Source organism: Paludibacterium sp. B53371 (assembly GCF_018802765.1).
Classification (GTDB): Bacteria; Pseudomonadota; Gammaproteobacteria; order Burkholderiales; family Chromobacteriaceae; genus Paludibacterium.
In genome coordinates this window covers 278,843-305,109 of the sequence record NZ_CP069163.1, presented here as the reverse complement: position 1 = coordinate 305,109, position 26,267 = coordinate 278,843, and the positions used below count along the sequence as shown (strand labels likewise).

The window sequence follows — 26,267 nt, the reverse complement described above, 5'->3', positions numbered from 1 at the left end:
CACAAAAAACCGGGTTTTATTCGTTGCTTTCCAGGCTGGTTTGCGGCGTTTCCAGCGACATCGCGTCAGCAAACAGATCTTGCGAATCCGGGTTGCGACGACGGTTGCGGTGGTAAGCCAGGCCGGTACCAGCCGGGATCAGACGACCGACGATCACGTTTTCCTTCAGACCACGCAGATCGTCCTTCTTGCCCATGATGGCCGCTTCGGTCAGAACTCGGGTGGTTTCCTGGAAGGAAGCCGCCGAGATGAACGAGTCGGTGGACAGCGACGCCTTGGTAATACCCAGCAGTACGTTTTCGTACTGAGCCGGTTCCTTGCCGTCGGCCAGCATGCGGTCGTTGGTTTCCAGCACTTCGGCACGTTCTACCTGCTCACCCTGGATGAACTCGGTCGAGCCGGAATCGGTGATGATCACACGGCGCAGCATCTGGCGGATGATCACTTCGATGTGCTTGTCGTTAATCTTCACACCTTGCAGTCGGTACACTTCCTGTACTTCCTGCACGATGTAGCGCGCCAGCGCTTCGATACCCTGCAGACGCAGAATGTCGTGCGGATCAACGGCACCGTCGACAATCAATTCGCCGCGGTTGACCACCTGACCGTCGTGCACGAGAACGTGCTTGTCCTTCGGAATCAGGTTTTCAAAGGTATTGCCGTCCAGATCAGTAATGATCAGACGTTGCTTGCCCTTGGTGTCCTTGCCGAACGATACGGTACCGGTGACTTCGGCCAGCATACCGGCGTCCTTCGGCGAGCGGGCTTCGAACAGCTCGGCCACGCGCGGCAGACCACCGGTAATGTCGCGGGTCTTGGTGGTTTCTTGCGGAATACGCGCCAGAACCTCACCCTTGCCGACTTCCTGACCATCCTTGACGGTAATGATGGCGCCGACCTGGAAGGTGATGGACACCGAAGCATCCGAACCGGCCAGTTTGACTTCCAGACCATTCTCGTCCAGCAGCTTGACCAACGGACGCAGCAGCTTGGATTGCGAACCGGCGCGACGTTTCGGGTCGATGACCACCAGCGTCGACAGACCGGTCACTTCGTCCACCTGCTTGGCGACCGTGGTGCCTTCTTCCACGTTTTCGAACTTCACGCGGCCGGCGTACTCGGTAATGATCGGACGGGTATGCGGGTCCCAGGTCGCCAGCACGTGACCAGCCTTGATGACCAGACCATCGGTTACCAGCAGGGTCGCACCGTACGGTACCTTGTGACGTTCGCGCTCGCGGCCGATATCATCATGGATCACCACTTCACCGGAACGGGTGATCACGATCAGCTCGCCCTTGGTGTTGGTGACATAACGCATCTGGCTGGAGAAGCGTACGGTACCGTTCGACTTGGCTTCCACCTGGCTGGCAGCAGCGTTACGCGATGCGGCACCACCGATGTGGAAGGTACGCATGGTCAGCTGGGTACCCGGCTCACCGATCGACTGGGCAGCGATGACACCGACTGCTTCACCGGCATTGACTTCCTTGCCTCGGCCCAGATCGCGGCCGTAGCACTTGGCGCACAGACCGTAGCGCGTGTCGCAGGTGATCGGGGTGCGAACCTTGACTTCGTCGATACCCAGGTTGTCGACCATGTCAACCAGATGCTCGTCCAGCAGCGTGCCGGCTTCGATCACGGTTTCGCCGCTCGACGGATCAATCACGTCCACCGCAGCCACGCGACCCAGAATACGGTCACGCAGGGCTTCGATCACGTCACCACCCTGCAGGACGGCCTTCATGGTGAAGCCGTTGGTGGTGCCGCAATCGTCCTGGATCACGACCAGATCCTGCGTCACGTCGACCAGACGACGGGTCAGGTAACCGGAGTTTGCCGTCTTCAACGCGGTATCCGCCAGACCCTTACGGGCACCGTGGGTCGAGATGAAGTACTGCAATACCGTCAGACCTTCGCGGAAGTTCGAGGTAATCGGGGTCTCGATAATCGAGCCGTCCGGCTTGGCCATCAGGCCCCGCATACCGGCCAGCTGCTTGATCTGAGCCACCGAGCCCCGGGCACCGGAGTCGGCCATCATGTAAATCGAGTTGAACGATTCCTGGTCGACTTCCTTGCCGTCGCGATCCAGCACCTTCTGCTTGGACAGCTCGTCCATCATCGCCTTGGCGACCTTGTCACCGGTGCGACCCCAGATATCGACCACCTTGTTATAGCGTTCGCCCTGGGTCACCAGACCCTGGCGATACTGCTCTTCGATTTCCTTGACTTCCTTGTGCGCCTCGGCGAGCAGATCGGTCTTCTTGGTCGGCACGAGCATGTCGTCGACGCAGATCGAGATACCGCCGCGGGTGGAGAAGGCGAAACCGGTGTACATCAGCTGGTCGGCAAAGATCACCGTGTCGCGGATGCCGCAACGACGGAACGATGCATTGATCAGCTTGGAGATTTCCTTCTTCTTCAGCGCCTTGTTGATGTGCTCGAAGCCCAGGCCCTTCGGCAGGATGTCGGACAGCAGCGCACGACCCACGGTGGTCTCGTAACGCTTGATGACCGGCTGGAACTCGCCTTGCTCGTCCTTTTCCCATTCCTTCAGGCGCACGGTGATGCGGGTGGCCAGTTCGACCTGACGGGTTTCGTAGGCGCGATGCACTTCCTTGGTGTCGGCAAATACCATGCCTTCACCCTTGCCATTCACGCGGTCGCGGGTCATGTAGTACAGACCCAGCACGATATCCTGCGACGGCACGATGATCGGCTCGCCGTTGGCTGGCGACAGCACGTTGTTGGTGGCCAGCATCAGGGTACGGGCTTCCATCTGCGCTTCCAGCGACAGCGGCACGTGAACGGCCATCTGGTCACCGTCAAAGTCGGCGTTGAATGCCGCGCAGACCAGCGGATGCAGCTGGATGGCCTTGCCTTCGATCAGCACCGGCTCAAAGGCCTGAATACCCAGACGGTGCAGGGTCGGGGCACGGTTGAGCAGGACCGGATGTTCGCGGATCACGTCTTCCAGGATGTCCCAGACTTCCGGCACTTCCTGCTCGACCAGCTTCTTGGCCGCCTTGATGGTGGACGCCAGGCCCATGACTTCCAGCTTGTGGAAGATGAACGGCTTGAACAGCTCCAGCGCCATCTTCTTCGGCAGACCGCACTGATGCAGACGCAGGGTCGGGCCCACGGTAATCACGGAACGGCCGGAGTAGTCGACGCGCTTGCCCAGCAGGTTCTGACGGAAGCGACCGCCCTTACCCTTGATCATGTCGGCCAGCGACTTGAGCGGACGCTTGTTGGCGCCGGTCATGGCCTTGCCGCGACGACCGTTGTCCAGCAGCGAGTCCACCGACTCCTGCAGCATGCGCTTTTCGTTGCGCACGATGATGTCCGGCGCGCGCAGTTCCAGCAGGCGCTTCAGACGGTTGTTACGGTTGATCACGCGGCGATACAGATCGTTCAGATCCGAGGTCGCGAAACGACCACCATCCAGCGGTACCAGCGGACGCAGTTCCGGCGGCAGGACCGGCAGCACTTCCAGGATCATCCATTCCGGCTTCATGCCGGAACGCAGGAAGGCTTCCAGCACCTTCAGGCGCTTGGCAATCTTCTTGATCTTGGTGTCGGAACCGGTGCTTTCCAGTTCGCGGCGCAGGGTTTCAATCTCGCGTTCCAGGTCCAGGCTGCGCAGCAGTTCGCGCACGGCCTCGGCACCCATCATGGCCTTGAACTCTTCGCCGTACTGGTCTTCCTTGTCCAGGAAGTCTTCTTCGGACAGCAGCTGGCCACGGGTCAGCGGGGTCATGCCCGGGTCGGTCACGACGAAGCCTTCGAAGTACAGTACGCGTTCGATGTCGCGCAGGGTCATGTCGAGCACCATGCCCAGACGCGACGGCAGGCTCTTCAGGAACCAGATGTGCGCGGTCGGGCTGGCCAGCTCGATGTGGCCCATGCGTTCACGGCGAACCTTGGACAGCGTGACTTCCACGCCGCACTTTTCGCAGATCACGCCACGATGCTTCAGGCGCTTGTACTTGCCGCACAAGCATTCGTAATCCTTCACCGGCCCGAAGATGCGGGCGCAGAACAGGCCGTCACGTTCCGGCTTGAAGGTACGATAGTTGATGGTTTCGGGCTTCTTGACTTCACCGTAGGACCAGGAACGGATCTTGTCCGGTGAGGCGATGCCGATCTTAATCGCATCAAACTCTTCTTCTTGCGTCACCTGCTTAAAGAGGTCGAGCAGTGCTTTCATTGCGTCTCCAGTCAGGGGGCCGGCGCGGCGAGTGCCGCACCGGCGCGCCTATCAATAACGTTCCAGGTCGATGTCCAGGCCAAGCGAGCGGATTTCCTTCACCAACACGTTGAAGGACTCCGGCATGCCGGCGTCGATCTTGTGCTCGCCCTTGACAATGTTTTCGTACACCTTGGTACGGCCGGTCACGTCGTCGGACTTCACCGTCAGCATTTCCTGCAGGGTGTAGGCGGCGCCATAGGCTTCCAGTGCCCAGACTTCCATCTCACCGAAGCGCTGACCACCGAACTGTGCCTTACCACCCAGCGGCTGCTGGGTCACCAGCGAGTACGGGCCGGTCGAACGGGCGTGCATCTTGTCATCGACCAGGTGATGCAGCTTCAGGTAGTGCATCACGCCAACCGTGACCTTGCGGTCAAAGGCTTCGCCGGTACGGCCATCGTGCAGCGTCAGCTGGGTCTTGGAATCATTGAAGCCCAGTTGAGCCGTACGCGGATCTTCGTCCAGGTAGGCCAGGTTCAGCATGTGGCGGATTTCCGCTTCCTTGGCACCGTCGAACACCGGCGTGGCGAACGGCATACCCTTGCGCAGGTGGTCGGCCAGCATCAGGATTTCGTCGTCCGTCATGCTGTCGATCTGCTCCGGCTTGCCGGTTTCGTTGTACACGCGGGTCAGGTACTCGCGGATCTCGGCCACAGCGCGCTGACTCTTCAGCATGCCGTCGATGCGCTCACCGATACCCTTGGCGGCCCAGCCCAGATGCACTTCCAGAATCTGACCGATGTTCATACGCGACGGTACGCCCAGCGGGTTCAGCACGATGTCGACCGGGCGGCCATCGCCCATGAACGGCATGTCTTCCACCGGCAGGATGCGCGACACCACACCCTTGTTACCGTGACGACCGGCCATCTTGTCACCGGCCTGCAGGCGGCGCTTGACGGCCAGGTAGACCTTGACCATCTTCTGCACGCCCGGGGGCAGTTCGTCGCCCTGGGTGAGCTTGCGCTTCTTGTCTTCGAACTTGAGGTCGAATTCTTCACGCTTCTGCGCCAGGCTGTCCTTGATCAGTTCCAGCTGCTTGGCGATGTCTTCATCGCTCATGCGGATGTCGAACCAGTCGTGCTTGGCACCCAGGCTTTCCAGGTACTCGGCATCGATGATGGTGCCCTTGGCCAGACGCTTCGGACCGCCATTGGCCGGCTTGCCGGTGATCAGGCGTTCGATACGGCTGAAGGCATCGTTCTCGAAAATACGCAGCTGGTCATTCAGGTCCAGACGATAACGCTTCAGTTCGGCGTCGATGATCGACTGGGCACGCTTGTCGCGCTCGATGCCTTCACGGGTGAAGACCTGAACGTCGATCACGGTACCGGTCATGCCGGTCGGTACGCGCAGCGAGGTGTCCTTCACATCGGAGGCCTTCTCGCCGAAGATCGCACGCAGCAGCTTCTCTTCCGGCGTCAGCTGGGTTTCACCCTTCGGGGTGACCTTGCCGACCAGCACGTCACCGGCCTCGACCTCGGCGCCGATGTAAACGATACCGGACTCATCCAGACGGCCAGCCATGCGCTCGGACAGGTTCGGGATATCACGGGTGATTTCTTCCGGTCCCAGCTTGGTGTCACGGGCAACGACCGACAGTTCTTCGATATGGATCGAGGTGTAGCGGTCTTCTGCCACCACCTTTTCCGAGATCAGAATCGAGTCCTCGAAGTTGTAACCGTTCCACGGCATGAAGGCGATGGTCATGTTCTGACCCAGCGCCAGTTCGCCCAGGTCGGTCGACGCACCGTCAGCCACCACATCACCCTTGGCCAGCTTGTCGCCGACATGCACGACCGGGCGCTGGTTGATGTTGGTGTTCTGGTTGGAACGGGTGAACTTGGTCAGGTTGTAGATATCCACACCCACTTCACCAGCGGTGGCTTCGTCGTCATTGACGCGAATCACCACGCGGTTGGCGTCCACCAGATCGACCACGCCGCCACGGCGCGCCACGACGGTGGTACCCGAGTCGATGGCCACATCGCGCTCGATGCCGGTGCCGACATACGGCTTTTCCGGACGCAGGCACGGTACGGCCTGGCGCTGCATGTTGGCGCCCATCAAGGCACGGTTGGCGTCATCGTGTTCCAGGAACGGAATCAGCGAGGCAGCAACCGACACCACCTGACCGGTGGCCACGTCCATGTACTGTACGCGGTCCGGGGTGGACAGAATGGTTTCGCCCTTCTCACGGCAGGTCACCAGGTCGTCGATCAGACGGCCTTCTTCATCCAGCTCGGCGTTGGCCTGAGCGATGACGTAACGACCTTCCTCGATCGCGGACAGGTAATCGATCTCGCTGGTTACCTTGCCATCCACGACCTTGCGGTACGGGGTTTCCAGGAAGCCGAACTCGTTGGTGCGGGCATAAACCGACAGCGAGTTGATCAGGCCGATGTTCGGACCTTCAGGCGTTTCGATCGGGCACACGCGGCCGTAGTGGGTCGGGTGCACGTCGCGGACTTCGAAGCCTGCACGTTCGCGGGTCAGACCGCCCGGGCCCAGGGCCGAAACACGGCGCTTGTGGGTAATTTCCGACAGCGGGTTGGTCTGGTCCATGAACTGCGACAACTGGCTGGAACCGAAGAATTCCTTGATCGCGGCCGATACCGGCTTGGCGTTGATCAGATCATGCGGCATCAGGTTGTCAGATTCAGCCTGGTTCAGACGTTCCTTGACGGCGCGCTCGACACGCACCAGACCGGCACGGAACTGGTTCTCGGCCAGTTCGCCCACCGAACGCACGCGACGGTTGCCCAGGTGATCGATGTCATCGACTTCGCCGCGACCGTTGCGCAGTTCGGTCAGGATGGCAATCACCGAGACGATGTCTTCGGTCGACAGGGTGCCGTCCATGATGTCGCGACGCGACGCGAACTTCTCGCCGATCAGGGTCTTGAACCACTCCGGCGTCTTGTCATCGAACTTGTACTGGTAGGTGCGCGAGCTGAACTTCATGCGACCCACGCGCGACAGATCGTAGGTTTCTTCGCTGAAGAACAGGCGCTGGAACAGTTGCTCGACGGCATCTTCGGTCGGCGGTTCGCCAGGACGCATCATGCGATAGATCGCAACACGCGCCTGCAGGCGATCCTGGATGTCATCGACACGCAGGGTTTGCGAGATGTACGCCCCCTGATCCAGGTCGTTGGTGAACAACACGTCGATTTCCGATGCTTCGGTCAGCGCCAGCTTGGCCAGGATTTCTTCCGAAATCTCTTCGTTGGCACGGGCGATCACTTCACCGGTATCGGTATTGACCACGGCGCGGGCCAGTACGCGGCCCAGCAGGGCATCGGCCGGCACTTCAACGCGGTCCAGCTCGGCGGTCTGAATGTCGCGGATGTGCTTGGCGGTGATGCGCTTGTCCTTGGCGACGATCAGCTTGCCGTCGGCACCGACCAGATCAAACTTGGCCACTTCGCCCTTCAGACGATCGGCCACCACCTTCATGAACACGCCGTTCTTGGTCAGGTAGAAGGTGTCGAAGCTGTAGAACTCGGACAGGATCTGCTCTTCGGTATAACCCAGGGCCTTGAGCAGGATGGTGACCGGCATCTTGCGACGACGGTCGATACGGAAGTACAGCAGGTCCTTCGGATCGAACTCGAAGTCGAGCCAGGAGCCGCGGTAGGGAATCACGCGAGCCGAGAACAGCAGCTTGCCCGAGGAGTGGGTTTTGCCGCGGTCGTGCTCGAAGAAGACGCCAGGCGAGCGATGCAGCTGGCTGACAATCACGCGCTCGGTACCGTTGATGATGAACGAACCGTTGGTGGTCATGAGCGGAATTTCACCCATGTACACTTCGTTTTCGCGCACTTCCTTCACCACCGGCTTGGAAGATTCTTTGTCAAAGATCGTCAGGCGGATACGGGCGCGCAACGGAGCAGCATAAGTAATGCCGCGCAGTTGACACTCCTGCATATCGAACGGAGGCTCGCCAAGAATGTAGTGTGCAAAGTCCAGACGGGCATAACCGTTGTGACTGGTGATCGGGAAGATCGACTTGAAGGCAGCCTGCAGACCAACATCCTTGCGCTGCTCTACCGGAGTACCCAGTTGAAGGAATTCGGTATACGAATCAATCTGGGTCGCCAACAGGAATGGGACATCGAGAACACTGGCACGTTTCGCAAAGCTCTTACGAATACGTTTCTTCTCAGTAAACGAATAACTCATAGAGTCTCCATCGAGGTGGGGTGGCGCAAGAAACCAAATGTCAGCAACCACACGCTATTAATTGCTGGCGTTTAACTTCTCTAATCACTCATTCACAAGCGCAACAAGGCTGGCGGATTTCTCCGCCAGCCTTCCTTCTTTTTTCAAAGAAGATTACTTGATTTCAGCCTTGGCACCGGCTTCGGTCAGTTGCTTAACGATGTCGTCAGCTTCAGCCTTGGCAACGCCTTCCTTGACCGGCTTCGGAGCGCCGTCAACCAGGTCCTTGGCTTCTTTCAGGCCCAGACCGGTGATAGCACGTACAACCTTGATCACGTTAACCTTGTTGTCGCCAACGGCGGACAGGATAACGTCGAACTCGGTCTTTTCTTCAGCAGCAGCAGCGCCACCAGCAGCCGGGCCGGCAACGGCAACGGCAGCAGCGGAAACGCCGAACTTCTCTTCGAACGCCTTAACCAGGTCGTTCAGTTCCATAACGGTCAGGCCAGCAACGGCTTCGAGAATGTCTTCTTTGGTGATTGCCATGTGAAAATCTCCAGAAATCTGTATATATCAAAAAGGTTAAGCGGCTTCGGCCTGCTTCTTTTCCGCCAGTGCGGCCAGTGCGCGGGCAAAGCCGGACACAGGAGCCTGCATAACGAACAGAAGCTTGGACAGCAGTTCTTCGCGGCTCGGGATCGACGCCAGCTCAGCAACCTGAGCGGCATTCAGAACGTTGCCATTGTAAGAACCGGCCTTGACGATGATCTTGTCGTCGGTCTTCGCGAATTGTTGGAGCACTTTGGCTGCAGCAACCGGATCAGCAGAGATACCGTAAACCAGCGGGCCGACCATGTGGTCAGCCAGGCCTTCGAATGCGGTACCCTGAACGGCGCGACGTACCAGCGTGTTCTTCAGAACGCGCAGATACACACCGTTCTCGCGTGCCTTGGCACGGAGCTGGGTCATGCTGCTAACCTCGATCCCCCGATATTCGGCGATTACGATGGTCTGGGCGTCAGCCAGCTTGGCCGATACCTCAGTGACAACCGCCTTTTTATCTTCAAGATTGAGACTCAAGGTCTACCTCCTAGTCTGAAATGAAGTGCGAACATCGCACTCCGCTTTGCAGCGGCGACCTTTCAGGAGACAACATGCGTCGTTTCGGTGGTGCCCATGGGCAGAATTGAACTGCCGACCTCTCCCTTACCAAGGGAGTGCTCTACCCCTGAGCTACATGGGCTCGAAACGCTGAAGCCTTCTATTCGGGTACACCATCTGCGTAGGATGCTGTTTCCAGCGATTAAGCCCTGAGGCTCCTACGGTCTTTGACAATCTGGCGGGACGAGCCCGCCAGCCCAAAGCCTTGACAGGCTTGCGCCTGTCACAACTTCATTGCACTCAGGCAGAGAAGCTGTTGGTATCTACGCGAACGCCGACGCCCATGGTGCTGGAAACGGCAGCCTTCTTCAGATACTGACCCTTTGCTGCGGCCGGCTTGGCCTTCAGCAGGGCATCAACCAGTGCAACCAGGTTCTCGCGCAGGGCAGCGGCTTCGAACGAAGCGCGACCGATGGTGGCGTGAACGATACCGGCCTTGTCGGTACGGTACTGAACCTGACCAGCCTTGGCGTTCTTCACAGCCTCGGCAACGTTCGGGGTCACGGTACCCACCTTCGGGTTCGGCATCAGGCCGCGCGGACCGAGGATCTGACCCAGCTGACCGACAACGCGCATGGCGTCCGGTGCTGCGATCACAACGTCGAAGTCCATTTGACCGGCCTTGACTTGCTCGGCCAGGTCTTCGAAGCCAACGACTTCGGCACCGGCTTCACGGGCTGCATCAGCGGCAGCACCCTGAGCAAACACGGCAACGCGAACCGACTTACCAGTACCACGCGGCAGAACCACGGAGCCACGAACCACTTGGTCGGACTTACGCGGATCAACGCCCAGGTTAACGGCAACGTCGATAGACTCGTCGAACTTGGCAGTCGCCGCTTCCTTGACCAGCGCCAGGGCTTCGTCTACCGGGTACAGCTTGTTGCGATCGATCTTGGCAACAACTGCTTGCATGCGCTTGGAAACTTTAGCCATTTACACACCCTCCACTTCGAGACCCATGGAGCGAGCGGAGCCAGCGATGGTACGCACGGCGGCGTCCATGTCGGCGGCAGTCAGATCCGGCTGCTTGGTCTTGGCGATTTCTTCCAGCTGGGCACGGGTCACCTTGCCTACCTTCTGGGTATTGGCACGGGGACTACCCTTCTGCAGGCCGGCGGCCTTCTTCAGCAGAATGGTGGCCGGCGGGGTCTTCATGATGAAGGTGAAGGACTTGTCTGCGTAAGCAGTGATCACAACCGGAATCGGCAGACCCGGCTCAACGCCTTGAGTCTGGGCGTTGAACGCCTTGCAGAATTCCATGATGTTCAGACCGCGCTGACCCAGAGCCGGGCCGATAGGCGGCGACGGATTGGCTTTACCAGCGGGCACTTGCAGCTTGATATAGCCGACAATTTTCTTTGCCACGATTTACACTCCTAAACGGGTATAACGCAGGCGCAAGCCTGCTTCCCAGACGAAAGGGTTGGATTATACACATCCTTCACCCACATTGCCAAGTAGCAATCAGACTTTTTCTACTTGACTGAATTCCAGCTCAACCGGGGTATCACGACCGAAGATCTGCACCGAGACACGCAGCTTGTTGCGCTCGTAGTTGACTTCGTCGACCGTACCGTTGAAATCGTTGAACGGACCATCGGTCACACGGACCTTTTCGCCCACTTCGAACAGCACCTTCGGACGGGGCTTCTCCACCCCTTCCTGGATCTGCTGCATGATCGAATCGACTTCCTTCTTGGAAATCGGCGCCGGCTTGTTCGCCGTGCCGCCAATGAAGCCGGTCACCTTGGGCGTACTCTTCACCAGGTGCCAGGTTTCATCGGTCATTTCCATTTCGATCAGCACATAGCCCGGGAAGAACTTGCGCTCGGTGATCGAACGGCGACCGTTCTTGATATCCACCACTTCTTCAACCGGCACCAGAATCTGGCCGAACTGATCAGCAACATCGGAACGATCGATGCGCTCGCGCAGTGCTTTTTGCACGCTCTTCTCGAAACCGGAATAAGCGTGCACGACATACCAGCGTTTAGCCATTTATCTATCAACCTCGACCGAGAATCACGTCGTAGACCAACCAGGTCAGACCCGAGTCAACCAACCACATGAACAATGCCAGGACGGCAACAAACAGGAAGACAATCCCCGTCATCTGCATGGCTTCCTTGCGGGTGGGCCATACCACCTTGCGCCCTTCGGCGACCGAGTCGCGCGCATAGGCAACGAACTCTCGTCCGGACTGCGTGGTCCAGACAACGGCGGCAGCCAGCACCAGCGCCACAAACATGGCCAGGACGCGCACAAAGCTCTGCGCCTCCGGAATCATATAGAAGCCTACCACGCCAGCGGCGATCAGCAGACCAGCCAGGGACAGCTTGATTTTGTCTTGCATTTCCATACGGAATGTTCTCAGCGCGTATGTGACAAAAGACCAACCGGCGCAATAGCGCCGGTTAGTCTTACTTGGCAGGCCAGGAGGGTCTCGAACCCCCAACCCTCGGTTTTGGAGACCGATACTCTACCAATTGAGCTACTGGCCTATAAACCTGCAATTACTTGATGATCTTGGCTACAACGCCGGCGCCGACGGTGCGGCCACCTTCGCGGATAGCGAAGCGCAGACCTTCTTCCATGGCGATCGGAGCGATCAGCGCAACGGTGATGCTGACGTTGTCGCCAGGCATAACCATTTCCACGCCTTCAGCCAGCGATACAGCACCGGTCACGTCCGTGGTACGGAAGTAGAACTGCGGGCGGTAGTTGGCGAAGAACGGGGTGTGACGGCCGCCTTCTTCCTTCGACAGAACGTAAACTTCAGCGGTGAAGTCGGTGTGCGGGGTGATGGAACCCGGCTTGGCCAGAACCTGACCACGCTCAACTTCTTCACGCTTGGTACCACGCAGCAGAACGCCGACGTTGTCACCAGCCTGACCCTGATCCAGCAGCTTGCGGAACATTTCCACGCCGGTGCAGGTGGTCTTGGCGGTAGCCTTGATACCAACGATTTCGATTTCTTCGCCGACCTTGACGATACCGCGCTCAACACGACCGGTCACAACGGTACCACGGCCGGAGATCGAGAACACGTCTTCGATCGGCAGCAGGAACGGCTTGTCGATGGCACGTTCCGGGGTCGGGATGTAGCTGTCCAGAGCATCAGCCAGACGGAAGATCGACGGTTCGCCGATTTCGGACTGGTCGCCTTCCAGCGCCTTCAGGGCCGAACCCTTGATGATCGGCAGATCATCGCCCGGGAAGTCGTAGGAAGACAGCAGATCGCGCACTTCCATTTCAACCAGTTCCAGCAGCTCTTCGTCGTCTACCATGTCGCACTTGTTCAGGTAAACGATGATGTACGGTACACCCACCTGGCGAGCCAGCAGGATGTGTTCGCGGGTTTGCGGCATCGGACCGTCAGCGGCCGAGCAAACCAGGATCGCGCCGTCCATCTGGGCAGCACCGGTAATCATGTTCTTCACGTAGTCGGCGTGGCCCGGGCAGTCTACGTGTGCGTAGTGGCGGGTCTCGGTTTCGTACTCAACGTGAGCGGTGTTAATGGTAATACCACGTGCCTTTTCTTCCGGCGCGCTATCAATTTGATCGTAGCCCTTGGCTTCGCCACCGAACTTCTTCGACAGAATGGTGGTGATGGCAGCAGTCAGGGTGGTCTTACCATGGTCAACGTGACCGATGGTGCCGACGTTTACGTGCGGTTTAGTCCGCTCAAACTTACCTTTTGCCATGATGAACTTTTCCCTGAATCCAAATCAAAAAGTTACGTGGTGGTGCCCATGGGCAGAATTGAACTGCCGACCTCTCCCTTACCAAGGGAGTGCTCTACCCCTGAGCTACATGGGCCTCTAACAGGCTAATACGCTTGGAGCGGGTGAAGGGAATCGAACCCTCGTCATAAGCTTGGAAGGCTTCTGCTCTACCATTGAGCTACACCCGCCTATCACGAACACGGACGACCATTTACTACTCGCGCCAAAACGCTTGAAATCTGGTGGAGGGAGAAGGATTCGAACCTTCGAAGGCAGAGCCGTCAGATTTACAGTCTGATCCCTTTGACCGCTCGGGAATCCCTCCGTGAAGAGAGCCGAATATTATAGAAGCCCCTCAGGGGTGTCAACACCCAAAACAAAAAAAATTCAGCTTTTTTCCACACCGCCAAAAGACAACGCCCGGCAGGCTGGGCGGCCATCCCGGGCGTTTCCTTTCGGATCATGAACTTAGCGGCAGGAATCAGCCTTTGGCAGAGATCCGCTCATACTTTTGCATCAGCTCTTCTTCGCTTTCGACACGCGAAGGATCCAGCGGAATGCAATCTACCGGACAGACTTGCTGGCATTGCGGCTCGTCGTAATGACCAACGCACTGGGTGCACAGCTCGGGGTCGATCTGATAAATCTCTTCGCCCTGCGAAATCGCATGATTGGGGCACTCGGGTTCACAGACGTCGCAATTGATGCATTCGTCGGTAATCATCAAAGCCATAATTCATTCCTCTACACATTTCACGGCAGACTCGTCCGGTCGCAGACCGGTCTCATCCATTCATACACCATTCAGTCGGCGGCGTCGCGGGCAATCAATCCATAACAGACCGTTCCCGCCTTCCCCCGACGCAATTCCGTCCACCCTGCCAGAGCGGGCCATTGCCGGCTCTCCAGATACACGACCGCTTCCGGTGCCAGCAATCCCGGCAACATGGGCAGCACCTGCTGCAGCAAGTCGCTATCGTACGGCGGATCGACAAACACCACATCAAACACTTCACGACTGTGGCGCAGATACTGCAGTGCATCGGTACACTGCACATCGACATTGCCCGCAGCCAGCAACTGCCTGTTGGACTGCAGCGATGCAGCCACGGCCTTGCTCTTCTCCACCATCACCACACTGCTTGCGCCGCGGGACGCGGCCTCAAACCCCATGGCACCGCTGCCGGAAAACAAATCCAGGCATTTCTTGCCGTACAGATTCTGCCCCAGCCAGTTGAATACGGTTTCCCGCACCCGGTCCGGTGTCGGTCGCAAGCCTGCGGAGTCCGGGAAGGACAACAGGCGCCGCCGGTGCTCGCCACCGATGATTCTGACTTTGTTACGTTGCTGATTCATGCCATCCGCCAGAGTTGCATACTACCGTTTGTCGAACAGGCTGACACCGCCCTCGGTCAAACATCGTCAATAAAATACGTACAACCCGTTATTCTTTCATGAACCGGCGTGCCGGGCACAGCTTTAATGGGTACAATTTCACCATTCGCCTTTAATAGCATCAACAGGTCACGCATGTTCAGTTTTTTCAAAAAGAAATCCGATACCGACGTCAGCGAAGTCGAAGCCGCTCCGCGCGAACCTTCCGACACGCCGGCCATCCCTCAGCGCAGCTGGACCGAACGACTCAAGTCGGGCCTGGCCAAGACGCGTGACAAACTCGGCAAAAACCTCGCCTCGCTCTTCGGTGGCGGACAGATCGACGAAGCGCTCTACGAAGAACTCGAGACCGTGCTGCTCACGGCCGACATGGGGGTCGATGCCACCGAACACCTGCTGCGCGAGGTGCGCGCCCGTGTCTCCCTGCGCGGTCTGAAAGACAGCACTGAACTCAAACAGACACTGAAAGACGTGCTGTATGAGCTGATCGCGCCGCTGGAAGTACCGCTCGACACCAGCCAGGGCAAGCCGTTCGTCATCATGATGGCCGGGGTCAACGGCGCCGGCAAGACCACCTCCATCGGCAAACTGGCCAAGTACTTCCAGAATCAGAACAAATCCGTGTTGCTGGCTGCCGGCGACACCTTCCGTGCCGCGGCGCGCGAACAGCTGATGGAATGGGGCGAACGCAACAATGTGACCGTCATTACCCAGCAGGGTGGCGACTCCGCCGCCGTTTGCTTTGATGCCATCAACTCGGCCAAGGCCCGCGGCATCGATATCGTGCTGGCCGATACGGCCGGCCGCCTGCCGACTCAGCTGCACCTGATGGAAGAAATCCGCAAGGTCAAGCGCGTCATCCAGAAGGCGCTGCCCGAGGCACCGCAGGAGGTCGTTCTGGTGCTGGATGCCAACATCGGCCAGAACGCCCTCAATCAGGTCAAGGTGTTTGACGAGGCGCTGGGGCTGACCGGCCTGATCCTGACCAAGCTAGACGGTACGGCCAAGGGAGGCATCATCGCCGCCATCGCCAAGCAGCACCCGGTTCCACTGCGCTTCATCGGCGTCGGTGAAGGTCTGGACGATCTGCGCCCCTTCTCGGCCCGTGACTACATCGATGCACTGTTCGATTGAGTGGCACGACAGCAACCCGACATTGTTGAGGATCACACCGCATGATTCAGTTTGACCAGGTGAGCAAGCGTTACCCCGGTGGCATTGAGGCACTGAAGAACCTGTCCTTTTCCATCGACACCGGCGAAATGGTTTTCCTGGCGGGGCACTCCGGCGCAGGCAAGTCCACCCTGCTGAAGCTGATCGCCGGTATCGAGCGTGCGACCCAGGGTGGCGTGCTGGTCAATGGCCAGAACCTTACCCGCATGCGCAACAATCAGATCTGCTTCATTCGCCAGCATATCGGCATGGTGTTCCAGGACCACAAAATCCTGTTCGACCGCAACGTCTTCGATAATGTGATGTTGCCACTGGACATCATCGGCTTCGACCGGCGCGACGCCGCGCGACGCGTGCGTGCAGCGCTGGACAAGGTCGGTCTGCTGGGGCGGGAGAAATCCATGCCCATCCGCTTGTCCGGTGGTGAGCAGCAGCGCCTGTGCATCGCCCGCGCCGTCGTGCACCGTCCCTCCATCCTGATCGCCGACGAACCTTCGGCCAATCTGGACCGTGCCTACGCACTGGACATCATGGAACTGTTCAAATCCTTCCATCAGGTTGGGGCCACCGTGGTGATCTCGGCGCACGACGAAACCCTGATGGAGGATTACGGCCGCCGCATCATCCGTCTGAGAGAAGGACAATTCGCCGCATGAAACACTTCTTCTATCTGCACGCACAAAGCGCCCGCAGCGCCCTGATCAAGATTATGCGCCAGCCCTTTGGCAGCCTGCTCAACCTGCTGATGCTGTCGGTGGCCCTGGCGCTGCCGCTGTCGCTGTTTGTCGCCATGGCCAGCCTGCAGGACTGGGCCGGCCGGCTCACGGCCACGCCGCAAATCACGCTGTATATGGAGCAAAGCGCCGAGGCGGCCGACATTTCTGCCGTCAACAGCACCTTGCACAAGCACCCCGAAGTGCAATCCTTCGTCTACATCAGCAAGGGTCAGGCACTGAAAGACATGGAAGCGCGCAACGGCCTGCAGGGCCTGTCGGACGGACTGGGCAGCAACCCGCTGCCCGACGCCTTCGTCGTCACCCCGACCACACTCGACCCGCGCGAACTGGACATGCTGCAAAAAGAGCTATCCGGCCTGCCAATGGTCGAGAGCGCCCAATTCGATGCCAGCTGGGCCAAGCGCCTGTTCGCCATGATCTCGCTCGGCCGCCAGCTCACCTGGTTCCTGGCCGCGGTGCTGGGCGTAGCCCTGGTCCTGGTCACCCACAACACCATTCGTATGCAGATCCTGGCCCGGCGCGATGAAATCGAAGTCACCAAGCTCATCGGCGCACCGGACAGCTTTATCCGCCGCCCGTTCATCTACCACGCGCTGTGGCAGGGCATTCTGGCCGCCCTGATCGCCTGGGGGCTCACCAGCTGGCTGGCGCTGATTGCCAATCCGCCGATTCAGGCCTTTGCCCGTCTCTATAACGAGCACGTCTCCCTGCGCATGCTTCAGCCTGTAGAACTGGCGGTATTCATCGGTGGCGCCGCCCTGCTGGCGGTGATTGGCGCCCGTCTTGCCGCCGACCACCACCTGCGGCATATCGGGCCACGCTGATAACAACAGGCTATTAAATCGATAAACAAATACATCAGGGAATGAAACTTTATCGACTAGCACTCGACTAACCCGAGTGCTAACATTGCATTACCTTGATTGGAGAACCAACGCCCTATGACCACAACTTTTGCATTGCCCGTTCCATCAACCTCCGGCAGTCTGGAGCAGTACATCCAGGCCGTGAACAGCGTCCCGATGCTGACGGCGGAAGAAGAGAACGAGCTGGCAACCCGCTACCACGGATCCAACGATCTGGAAGCGGCGAAAAAGCTCGTGCTCTCGCACCTGCGCGTCGTGGTGTCCATTGCGCGTGGCTATGCCGGTTACGGCCTGCCGCAGGCCGATCTGATCCAGGAAGGCAATATCGGCCTGATGAAGGCAGTCAAGCGCTTCGAGCCCAACCGCGGTGTCCGCCTGTTCTCGTTCGCGATCCACTGGATCAAGGCTGAAATCCACGAATTCATCCTGCGCAACTGGCGCCTGGTGCGCATTGCCACCACCAAGCCGCAGCGCAAGCTGTTCTTCAACCTGCGCAGCATGAAGAAGAACTTTTCCGCACTCACCGATGCAGAAGCACAGGCCATCGCAGATGATCTGGGCGTCAAGCGTGAAGAAGTGCTGGAAATGGAAACTCGCCTGACCGGTCAGGATATCGCCCTGGTGGCGGAAGAAGGCGACGACGAAGCCTTTGCCCCGATCGACTGGCTGGCCGACGCCGAAACCGAGCCGACCCGTCAGCTGGAAAAGAAGGCCCTGGCTCAGCTGCAGACGGTTGGACTGGAAAAAGCACTGTGCACGCTGGATGACCGCAGTCGCCGCATCATCGAAGCGCGCTGGCTGGCCGATGACAGCGGTGCCACCCTGCATGATCTGGCTGCCGAGTTCGGCGTCTCTGCCGAGCGAATCCGCCAGATCGAGGCCAAGGCGCTGGGGAAAATGAAACAGGCGATGCTCAGCCAGGCCTGATCTTCACTCACCGCCCATGAAAAAACCCTGCCGCAGCCGGCAGGGTTTTTTATTGCCTGCCCCGTACGGGGCCCTGTCGAACAGGGCCCGGGGCATCCGCGGCATTATTCGGCCGGGGCGGTACGATAACGCGCCGGCAGCCTGGCATAAGCCTCACTGCTGATGACACGCAAACGCTGCCAGGATGCCGGGCCGTCCTTCAAATCTTCGATAAAGTCATGGGCATAGGTCGGGAACGAAGCCAGCGCCAGACGCAGTGTCTGTTCGGCCTGTGCTTCCTGCCCCACCAGCGCCTGCATTTCTGCCTGCTTCAGCAACACATCCGGATAGGGACGAATGGCGGCCATCTGATCCACCCAGGCACGCTTCTGCTGCAGATTGTCCGGTGTCGCCTCGAGATAATTGTCGAGCGTATACAGTGCATGGAAGGCGTACAGCGGCTCATCGCGCACAATCTGCCCCAGGCGAGCAATGCGGGGATTGTCGATTTTCTCGTTGTCTGCCGGGGTATAGAGCCCGGTCAGCTCGCTGTAATGCCGCACCGACGCCACCGACATCACCGCCAGCGCCACCATGCCGGCAAACAGCACCAGCCGCCACAACACCCCCAGACCGGTACCGCGACCACGTTCCGGCAAGGGCGCCAGCGACATGAAAACCACCAGCATCGCCAGGAAGTACAGATACCACAGCGGATACTCGACCATGCTGTGGATCAGGGTCACCGCCATGCAGGCCAGCGGCAGCACGCCTTCCACCTGGGCCTTCTGGCTGAAATAGGGCCAGATCACCCAGCCGAAACCAACGAAGACAATCGCGGTGATCACCCAGCCCATTTCGGCCAGCAACTGCAGCACCAGGTTATGGGCATTGGTAAACAGGCCACTGTTAAAACCATCATTGGCAAACTGCGGCAAAGCCTGCAGACGCACACTTTCGGCAGCAAACTGCGACCAGCCCACGCCGTGTACCGCGTGGGCACGGAACACCAGCCAGGCCTTGTACATCTCGGCAAAACGCCGGGAAGACATATCGTCGCCATTGGCGGCCAGCCGCTGCACACCGGAAGATACGGCCTGCTGATTATGGGTAAACAGCGCCACAAACTGATTGACGTATGGCAGCAGGAACTGGCCCGCCACAATGGCGGCGCAGGCCAGCAGCATGGACAGCATCAGCCGGCGCGAAATGGCCGTGCGAATCCGGGCATGCCAGACAATGCTGATCAGCACCACGGCCACCACGTACAGCAGTACGGTACGCGAGCCGGCATAGGCCAGCATCACCGACAGCCAGACCATCCACAGCAGGAACCAGCGCCCGCGCAGTTTCTCGGTCGAGAACAGGTATACCCCGGCGATCATGCCCCACATCAGATAATGCGCGTACTGATTGCGCTGCCCGATATGACCAAAGATGTTGGTCGTCAGATGTGAGGAATCATAAAACACCACGCCGCCCAGCATGGGGGCAATCCCGGTCAGCTGCGTCAGACCGATCAGCGATTGCACCAGCGCCCCGGCCATCAGGGCCCAGGCCAGCCAGTAGGTCAGGCGCGGCAGACCCAGCTCATCACGCAAGGTCAGGGTCACGGCTGCCAGATAGGCCAGCGCACTGAATGCCAGCGCCGTGGCGTAATTCATGCCGGGGAACAGGATTTTCACAAACCAGGGCTGAATCGCCCAGCACAGCGCCAGCACCAGACACCAGATCATCGCGCGCGGCAGGCGTTCGAACAGGATGCCGTTGCAGGCCAGCAGCAGTCCGGCCCCAAAGGCCAGCCAGACCGTCATGAGCTCACCCCACCATTGCGGCAGCGGCACATAGTGAATTGGCGAGGCGAAGGGGACGATGGCAATCAGGCACCAGAACAGGGTGGCCATCGACAGGGTCAGGGTTCTGAATTGCATAGCTCGGGGTCGTTTCGTTGAAGCCGCAAGGATAGCGCAAAAATCGTGCTAAGCCAGCACGCTTTTTAATCAAATTCGCTTAAACAACAACGTTTGCCGCCTCCCCGGCGGTTTTGATGCACAAAGCACACAGGAGAAGCCCCTGTGTGCCTGTTTGCCACATCCTTTTCGTCTTATTTCCCGCCAGAGCGGCAGTTGGCTGGCAAGAATGAATTCGGGATCGGTTCCGCCCCGGAGGCATTTCCCGGCAGGCAACGCCAGCTGATCACCCCGCGGGCATTGAGGGTGCGCTCGCTGCCATCAGCCCCCTGCACCGTCCCCGTGCCGCCGGACTGGGCCATTTCGCCTCGCATGGAAAAGGATTTGCCATCGACCTGCGGATTACCCGTGTTGTGCACCGTGACCGTCAACACAGCATCATTACCCTTTTTTGTTAATTCGATCTTCTTGACCACTTCGCTGCTGATCTCCTCAACACCGGCCTCCTCCAGGCTCTCCGGCCAGCCCCCCCGGGTCACCATGGCCTCGGCCACGCTGACCCGGGCCGCGGCCACTAACTGAAGCGCCTCGGTCAGTTTTGCCCGGGTGGTGTAGTCCTGATAGCGCGGTATGGCCGTCACCGCCAGCAGCCCGACAATCGCCACCACCACCATCAGTTCGATCAAGGAAAAGCCCGCATGGACCCGCTTGTGCCACATATTGCCTCCTTTGACAGTGTCAAATCCCCGAAGGGCGGAAGTCCATGCTAGCCAGCCGGCGAAGCTTCAACAGCTCAGCGCGGCAAGCCGGAAGTCGGCGAGCGTGATAGCATCACTACCCTGATTTTGTTCTTGGATGGAATACCGGCATGTCGAATCAAGACTGGCTGACACGCAGCACTCAGGCTGTATGGCACCCCTGCACCCAGATGAAACGTCACGAGCGCTTTCCCCTGGTGCCGATCGCCAGCGCCGAGGGCGCCTGGCTGAGTGACTTCGATGGCAAACGCTATCTCGACGCGGTCAGCTCCTGGTGGGTCAACCTGCTCGGTCACGGCCATCCGCGCATCAAGCAGGCTATCCGCACCCAACTGGATCAGCTGGAGCACGTCATGCTGGCCGGCTTTACCCACCGTCCGGTCATCGAATTATCCGAGCGCCTGGCGGCGCTGACGGGACTGGGCCATGCTTTCTATGGCTCCGATGGCGCCAGCGCCACCGAAATTGCCCTGAAAATGAGCTTCCACTACTGGAAGAACAGCGGCAAAGGGGAGAAGTGTCGGTTTATCAGTCTGGAGAACAGCTATCACGGTGAAACCGTCGGCGCGCTGGCAGTCACGGATGTGCCCCTGTTCTCGGCCACCTATGCCCCGCTGCTTCAGCGCGCCATTCGTGTCCCGACACCGGATGCCCGCCTGGCGCAGTCGGATGAAACGCCAAGTGCCGTCGCACTGCGCGCCGCCCGGGCGCTGGAGAATGTCCTGCGCAAGCATGCAGGGGAGACCGCGGCGCTGATCCTGGAGCCGCTGGTTCAGGGTGCCGCCGGCATGGCCATGTACCATCCGGACTATCTGCGCGAAGCCCGCCGTCTGTGCGACCAGTACCAAATTCACCTGATTGCCGATGAAATCGCCGTCGGTTTTGGCCGCACCGGTACGCTGTTTGCCTGTGAGCAGGCCAACATCCGTCCGGATTTTCTTTGCCTGTCCAAGGGCATCACCGGTGGTTTTCTGCCGCTGTCCTGCGTCCTCACCACCGACGAGGTCTATCAGGCCTTTTACAGCGACGATGTCCGCGACGGCTTTCTGCATTCACACAGCTATACCGGCAACCCGCTGGCCTGCAGCGCTGCACTGGCGGTACTGGACACCCTGCAGGAAGAAGACATCCTGGCGCTGAACCGCGACAAGGCCGAGCGCTTCAGCCGGCTGATGCAGCCTCTCGCCACGCGAGGCGATGTACGCCACTTCCGTCATCAGGGCATGATCTGGGCTTTTGATGTCGAGACAGAACGCGGCGATTTCGCCCTGGCCTTCTTCGCCGCCATGCTGCAACGTGGCTGCCTGTTGCGACCGATCGGCCAGTCGGTGTATTTCATGCCGCCCTACTGCCTGACGGACAGCGAGATGAGCCAGTTGATCGAGGCCACCTGCCTCACACTGGACCACCTGGCGCAGGGCCGGACGGAGGGCGCGGCACAACCTCCGCTGCCCTGAGAGGCTTCGCCGCCGACGCGGCTCCGCCTATAATTGACCTCTTTCATTCGGACATCTTTCACCATGCATTCGGTCATCCACGCAGCCAGCCGCATTGTCGTCAAGGTCGGCTCCAGTCTGGTCACCAACGACGGCAAGGGGCTCGACCTGGCGGCGCTGGGTCGCTGGGCTGAAGAAATTTCTGAACTCAAACGCCGCGGCAAGCAGGTGGTGCTGGTTTCCAGCGGCGCCATTGCCGAAGGCTGCCAGCGACTGGGCTGGGCGACCCGCCCCAAAAGCGTCGACCAGTTGCAGGCCGCGGCCGCCGTCGGGCAAATGGGTCTGTGTCAGGCTTACGAAACGGCCTTTCGCGCCTTCGGTCTCGGTACCGCACAAATCCTGCTCACCCACGAGGATCTGGCCGACCGCACCCGCTACCTCAACGCCCGCTCGACCCTGACGACACTGCTCAACCTGAACGTGGTGCCGATCATCAATGAAAACGACACCGTGGTAACGGATGAAATCCGGCTGGGGGACAACGATACACTGGGCGCACTGGTCACCAACCTGATCGAAGCCGATGCCCTGGTGATCCTCACCGACCAGATCGGCCTGTTCACTGCGGACCCGCGCAAGGATCCCCAGGCGCGGCTGGTTGAAGATGCCACGGCGGGGGACCCGGTGCTGGAAGAGATGGCAGGCGGTGCAGGCAGCAAGGTCGGTACCGGCGGCATGCTGACCAAGATTCTGGCAGCCAAGCGCGCGGCCCACAGCGGCGCCCACACCGTCATCGCCTGCGGTCGCGAGCACCATGTGCTGTCGCGCCTGGCCGACGGCGAGCGCATCGGCACCCAGTTGCAGGCCGTCACCAGTCGCATGGCGGCACGCAAGCAATGGCTGGCCGACCACCTGAAACTCTCCGGCCGCATCATGCTGGATGCGGGAGCGGCCAGGGCCATCGGCGAAAACGGCACCAGCCTGCTGCCCATCGGGGTGGAGGCGGTCGAGGGCGACTTCCTGCGGGGTGAAGCCGTGGCCTGCATCGCGCCGGACGGCCGCGAACTGGCTCGCGGTCTGGTCAACTACAGCTCGGACGAAGCCCGGCAGATCATCAAGGTCGCCACCCGCGACATTGAGGGCGTGCTCGGTTACATCGGCGAGCCGGAACTGATCCACCGAGACAATATGGTCCTGTCCTGACCTCGGCCGTTGTGCAAAAAAAATGCCGCGATATCGCGGCATTTTTGCTTCCTCGCAGATCAGGCCTGCGGGTCCTGGTCTGGTTTTTGTCGCTTTTGCTCGATACTGCGCAGAATCACGATGGCAATCATGCCGCAGAGGAAAAACAGCAACAGCAGCCAGACAATCGACTGCAAGGTCTCAATGACCGTGCGATACACCTCCAGCACCCAGCTCATGAAGGTGAGCGGCGGCGGCGCGCCACTATCCCCCTTGTTGGCGATGTACTTCTGCAGCTCCCACAGCTGTACCCCGCCGGATACCCCGACCACCACGATGGCGAACTGGATGTACTTGTGCCAGGCATCGGCCAGCTCGACGCCGACAATCCGCGCCAGAATACTGTCCACCGCCTTGTCAAAAAAGCGAGCGGTCAGCGTGGCCGTCAACAGCGACACCACCAGCGCCACCACCAACATGACTAAAAACATGCCTCACCTCATCGTTGAATTATCAGATCGTTTTCGATCATTCTAGACGCTCACGCCAGCGGCGTGGGCATCGTTCCAAAGCATGCCCCCGGCTTGGCCTCCGGGGGAGTGACTTGTCCGGGGAACCTGGGTTCAGTCCTTTTGCGGCAGCCCGAAATGCGTGAAGGCCTGGGCGGTCGCCATGCGGCCACGCGGCGTACGCTGCAGATAGCCCTGCTGGATCAGATAGGGCTCGATCACGTCCTCGATGGTGTCGGTACTCTCGCCGATCGCCGCCGCAACATTATCCAGCCCGACCGGCCCGCCACCGAATTTCTCGATGACCGCCGACAACAACTTGCGGTCCATCACATCCAGCCCGGCCACATCCACATCCAGCATCGACAGCGCCGCATCGGCCACTTCCGCGCTGACCACGCCGTCGGCACGAACTTCGGCGTAGTCGCGCACCCGCCGCAGCAGACGGTTGGCAATGCGCGGCGTCCCCCGGCTGCGGCGCGCCACTTCGAAAGCGCCATCCGCCCCCAGCGTGACCTCCAGCAGACCGGCCGAGCGCTGCACGATGCGTGTCAGCTCCTCGGCAGAATAAAACTCCAGCCGCGAGACAATGCCGAAACGGTCCCGCAGCGGGTTGGTCAGCATGCCGGCGCGCGTCGTCGCGCCGACCAGGGTAAACGGCGGCAAATCGATCTTCACCGAACGCGCTGCCGGCCCCTCGCCGATCATGATGTCGATCTGATAATCCTCCAGCGCCGGATAGAGGATTTCCTCCACCACCGGGCTGAGACGATGGATTTCATCGATGAACAGCACATCATGTGGTTCCAGATTGGTCAGCAAGGCGGCCAGATCGCCGGCACGCTCCAGCACCGGTCCGGACGTCTGGCGCAAATTGACGCCCATTTCACGCGCGATGATATGCGCCAGTGTGGTCTTGCCCAGGCCGGGCGGACCGAAGAGCAACACGTGGTCGAGGGCCTCGCCGCGTTTGCGCGCCGCCTGAATGAAAATTTCCAGTTGCTCGCGTGCCTTGACCTGGCCGACATACTCGTCGAGCACCTTGGGGCGCAATGCTCGCTCCAGCGCCTCTTCCTGCGCCGACAGCGGTTGCTGCGTGACGATGCGGCGCGGCGCATCGCCCATGAGATTGTCGGTTTCCAGCATGACGAGCCATTAAAAGTAGACGTTAGACTGCAATCTTATCATCCTGCTATGATCATTGCCGACCTTCGGGTCAAGACAACGTCTTCAGGGCGGGGTGAAATTCCCCACCGGCGGTAAGCTGATCATACCAGCAAGCCCGCGAGCGCCTGACGGCCATCCCCGGCCGCCAGGGTCAGCAGATCCGGTTCAAGGCCGGAGCCGACGGTCACAGTCCGGATGAGAGAAGACATGCACCCGCCAGATCTCTGGCGGGTGTGTTCGTTTGCCCTGCATGCGTGTTTCTCTATTTTTATTTCGAGGACCGATGCAATGAACCTGATACAAGACTCCCGCACCCTGGCCGTGGAAACCGCGCTTGATGCACTGCGCCGGGGCCTGCCGATGGCACTGACGGACGATGATGACCGAGAAAACGAAGCGGATCTGATCGTTGCCGCCGAACTGATCGACACCGCCGTGATGGCACAGCTGATCCGCGATGGCAGCGGCATCGTCTGCCTGTGTCTGACGCAGCATCATGCCGACCGTCTGGGTCTGCTCCCCATGGTGGCCGACAATCAGAGTCGCTATGGCACCGCCTTCACGGTGTCCATCGAGGCACGCCAGGGTGTCACCACCGGGGTATCGGCCGCCGACCGCGTCACCACCATTCGCGCGGCCATGGCACCGAACGCCGGACCGGACGATCTGGCCCGTCCCGGCCATGTGTTTCCGCTGATCGCCCGCGACGGCGGCGTGCTGACTCGACGCGGCCATACCGAGGGTTCGGTCGATCTGGCCAGACTGGCCGGCTTGCAACCGGCTGCCGTATTGTGCGAATTGATGAACCCGGACGGCAGCATGATGCGTGGCGCGGCACTGGACAGCTATCTGCAGAGCCGGCGGATACCACGACTGAGTATCGCGGCACTGGCTGACTATCGTCGGGAACGCGGAGCGTAAAA

Annotated in this window: 22 protein-coding genes, 5 tRNA genes and 1 riboswitch; of the genes, 7 read left to right on the top strand and 20 right to left on the bottom strand. The window is 59.8% G+C overall.

Going from position 1 to position 26,267, the window contains the following annotated elements:
• Positions 1-16: 16 nt before the first annotated feature.
• From rpoC to rsmD, 16 genes are all read right to left on the bottom strand, one after another.
• Complete coding sequence (rpoC, locus tag JNO51_RS01410; RefSeq protein WP_215780508.1) at positions 17-4,210, bottom strand: DNA-directed RNA polymerase subunit beta'; 4,194 nt, start codon at positions 4,208-4,210, stop codon at positions 17-19.
• Positions 4,211-4,261: 51 nt separating this feature from the next.
• Positions 4,262-8,437 carry a DNA-directed RNA polymerase subunit beta gene (gene rpoB / locus JNO51_RS01405; protein ID WP_215780507.1) on the bottom strand — a complete coding sequence of 1,392 codons (4,176 nt, stop codon included), beginning with the start codon at positions 8,435-8,437 and terminating at the stop codon, positions 4,262-4,264.
• 153 nt (positions 8,438-8,590) lie between these two features.
• Positions 8,591-8,962, bottom strand: coding sequence for a 50S ribosomal protein L7/L12 (gene rplL, locus JNO51_RS01400; protein ID WP_215780506.1), 372 nt, complete (start codon positions 8,960-8,962; stop codon positions 8,591-8,593).
• Positions 8,963-8,998: 36 nt separating this feature from the next.
• Positions 8,999-9,496, bottom strand: coding sequence for a 50S ribosomal protein L10 (gene rplJ / locus JNO51_RS01395; RefSeq protein WP_215780505.1), 498 nt, complete (start codon positions 9,494-9,496; stop codon positions 8,999-9,001).
• An 88-nt stretch (positions 9,497-9,584) separates the two neighbouring features.
• Positions 9,585-9,659: transfer RNA gene (locus tag JNO51_RS01390), tRNA-Thr, on the bottom strand.
• A 158-nt stretch (positions 9,660-9,817) separates the two neighbouring features.
• On the bottom strand, positions 9,818-10,513 hold the full coding sequence (gene rplA, locus JNO51_RS01385) for a 50S ribosomal protein L1 (protein ID WP_215780504.1): 696 nt from the start codon (positions 10,511-10,513) through the stop codon (positions 9,818-9,820).
• Entirely contained in the window at positions 10,514-10,945 is a 432-nt protein-coding gene (rplK, locus tag JNO51_RS01380; RefSeq protein WP_215780501.1) for a 50S ribosomal protein L11, read from the bottom strand.
• Between the two features lie 99 nt (positions 10,946-11,044).
• Entirely contained in the window at positions 11,045-11,578 is a 534-nt protein-coding gene (gene nusG, locus JNO51_RS01375) for a transcription termination/antitermination protein NusG (RefSeq protein ID WP_215780499.1), read from the bottom strand.
• A gap of 7 nt (positions 11,579-11,585) precedes the next feature.
• Positions 11,586-11,939 carry a preprotein translocase subunit SecE gene (secE, locus tag JNO51_RS01370; protein WP_215780497.1) on the bottom strand — a complete coding sequence of 118 codons (354 nt, stop codon included), beginning with the start codon at positions 11,937-11,939 and terminating at the stop codon, positions 11,586-11,588.
• Between the two features lie 66 nt (positions 11,940-12,005).
• A tRNA-Trp gene (locus JNO51_RS01365) sits at positions 12,006-12,081 on the bottom strand.
• A 12-nt stretch (positions 12,082-12,093) separates the two neighbouring features.
• Positions 12,094-13,284 (bottom strand): elongation factor Tu, encoded by a 1,191-nt coding sequence (gene tuf, locus JNO51_RS01360; RefSeq protein WP_215780495.1) that lies wholly within the window; start codon positions 13,282-13,284, stop codon positions 12,094-12,096.
• A gap of 40 nt (positions 13,285-13,324) precedes the next feature.
• Positions 13,325-13,399, bottom strand: a tRNA-Thr gene (locus JNO51_RS01355).
• Between the two features lie 20 nt (positions 13,400-13,419).
• Positions 13,420-13,493, bottom strand: a tRNA-Gly gene (locus JNO51_RS01350).
• A gap of 52 nt (positions 13,494-13,545) precedes the next feature.
• A tRNA-Tyr gene (locus JNO51_RS01345) sits at positions 13,546-13,630 on the bottom strand.
• A gap of 156 nt (positions 13,631-13,786) precedes the next feature.
• The gene (locus JNO51_RS01340) at positions 13,787-14,038 is read right to left on the bottom strand and encodes a YfhL family 4Fe-4S dicluster ferredoxin (RefSeq protein WP_215780493.1); all 252 of its coding nucleotides are present in this window, start codon (positions 14,036-14,038) and stop codon (positions 13,787-13,789) included.
• A 71-nt stretch (positions 14,039-14,109) separates the two neighbouring features.
• Positions 14,110-14,661, bottom strand: coding sequence for a 16S rRNA (guanine(966)-N(2))-methyltransferase RsmD (gene rsmD / locus JNO51_RS01335; protein WP_215780490.1), 552 nt, complete (start codon positions 14,659-14,661; stop codon positions 14,110-14,112).
• A 174-nt stretch (positions 14,662-14,835) separates the two neighbouring features.
• Here rsmD and ftsY point away from each other — a divergent pair, with 174 nt between their 5' ends.
• The 4 genes from ftsY to rpoH all read left to right on the top strand — a co-directional run bounded on the left by ftsY (position 14,836) and on the right by rpoH (position 18,403).
• Positions 14,836-15,834, top strand: coding sequence for a signal recognition particle-docking protein FtsY (gene ftsY, locus JNO51_RS01330; protein ID WP_252346147.1), 999 nt, complete (start codon positions 14,836-14,838; stop codon positions 15,832-15,834).
• Between the two features lie 41 nt (positions 15,835-15,875).
• Positions 15,876-16,529 carry a cell division ATP-binding protein FtsE gene (gene ftsE, locus JNO51_RS01325; RefSeq protein WP_215780485.1) on the top strand — a complete coding sequence of 218 codons (654 nt, stop codon included), beginning with the start codon at positions 15,876-15,878 and terminating at the stop codon, positions 16,527-16,529.
• Positions 16,526-17,434 carry a permease-like cell division protein FtsX gene (gene ftsX / locus JNO51_RS01320; protein ID WP_215780482.1) on the top strand — a complete coding sequence of 303 codons (909 nt, stop codon included), beginning with the start codon at positions 16,526-16,528 and terminating at the stop codon, positions 17,432-17,434. Before ftsE ends, ftsX begins: the two co-directional genes overlap by 4 nt.
• Positions 17,435-17,551: 117 nt before the next feature.
• Positions 17,552-18,403 (top strand): RNA polymerase sigma factor RpoH, encoded by an 852-nt coding sequence (gene rpoH, locus JNO51_RS01315; RefSeq protein WP_215780479.1) that lies wholly within the window; start codon positions 17,552-17,554, stop codon positions 18,401-18,403.
• A 104-nt stretch (positions 18,404-18,507) separates the two neighbouring features.
• Here the strand turns inward: rpoH and JNO51_RS01310 are convergent, their stop codons facing one another.
• Together JNO51_RS01310 and JNO51_RS01305 are read right to left on the bottom strand one after the other, a co-directional pair.
• Positions 18,508-20,313: a PglL family O-oligosaccharyltransferase gene (locus JNO51_RS01310; RefSeq protein WP_215780476.1), complete on the bottom strand. Its 1,806-nt coding sequence runs from the start codon at positions 20,311-20,313 to the stop codon at positions 18,508-18,510.
• A gap of 173 nt (positions 20,314-20,486) precedes the next feature.
• Positions 20,487-21,011 carry a pilin gene (locus JNO51_RS01305; RefSeq protein ID WP_215780474.1) on the bottom strand — a complete coding sequence of 175 codons (525 nt, stop codon included), beginning with the start codon at positions 21,009-21,011 and terminating at the stop codon, positions 20,487-20,489.
• Positions 21,012-21,160: 149 nt separating this feature from the next.
• Here JNO51_RS01305 and bioA point away from each other — a divergent pair, with 149 nt between their 5' ends.
• Together bioA and proB are read left to right on the top strand one after the other, a co-directional pair.
• Complete coding sequence (gene bioA / locus JNO51_RS01300) at positions 21,161-22,507, top strand: adenosylmethionine--8-amino-7-oxononanoate transaminase (RefSeq protein ID WP_215780471.1); 1,347 nt, start codon at positions 21,161-21,163, stop codon at positions 22,505-22,507.
• Positions 22,508-22,570: 63 nt separating this feature from the next.
• The gene (proB, locus tag JNO51_RS01295) at positions 22,571-23,689 is read left to right on the top strand and encodes a glutamate 5-kinase (RefSeq protein WP_215780469.1); all 1,119 of its coding nucleotides are present in this window, start codon (positions 22,571-22,573) and stop codon (positions 23,687-23,689) included.
• A gap of 59 nt (positions 23,690-23,748) precedes the next feature.
• Here proB and JNO51_RS01290 read toward each other — a convergent pair whose 3' ends face one another.
• Together JNO51_RS01290 and ruvB are read right to left on the bottom strand one after the other, a co-directional pair.
• Positions 23,749-24,159 (bottom strand): hypothetical protein, encoded by a 411-nt coding sequence (locus tag JNO51_RS01290; RefSeq protein ID WP_215780467.1) that lies wholly within the window; start codon positions 24,157-24,159, stop codon positions 23,749-23,751.
• Positions 24,160-24,291: 132 nt separating this feature from the next.
• A complete protein-coding gene (gene ruvB / locus JNO51_RS01285; RefSeq protein WP_215780465.1) occupies positions 24,292-25,323 on the bottom strand; it encodes a Holliday junction branch migration DNA helicase RuvB in 1,032 nt (343 codons plus the stop codon).
• A gap of 76 nt (positions 25,324-25,399) precedes the next feature.
• A riboswitch (FMN riboswitch) is annotated at positions 25,400-25,555 on the top strand.
• 77 nt (positions 25,556-25,632) lie between these two features.
• On the opposite strand from ruvB, the gene ribB reads away from it, so the two are divergent.
• Positions 25,633-26,265, top strand: a complete 633-nt coding sequence (ribB, locus tag JNO51_RS01280; RefSeq protein WP_215780462.1) for a 3,4-dihydroxy-2-butanone-4-phosphate synthase — start codon at positions 25,633-25,635, stop codon at positions 26,263-26,265.
• Positions 26,266-26,267: the final 2 nt, after the last annotated feature.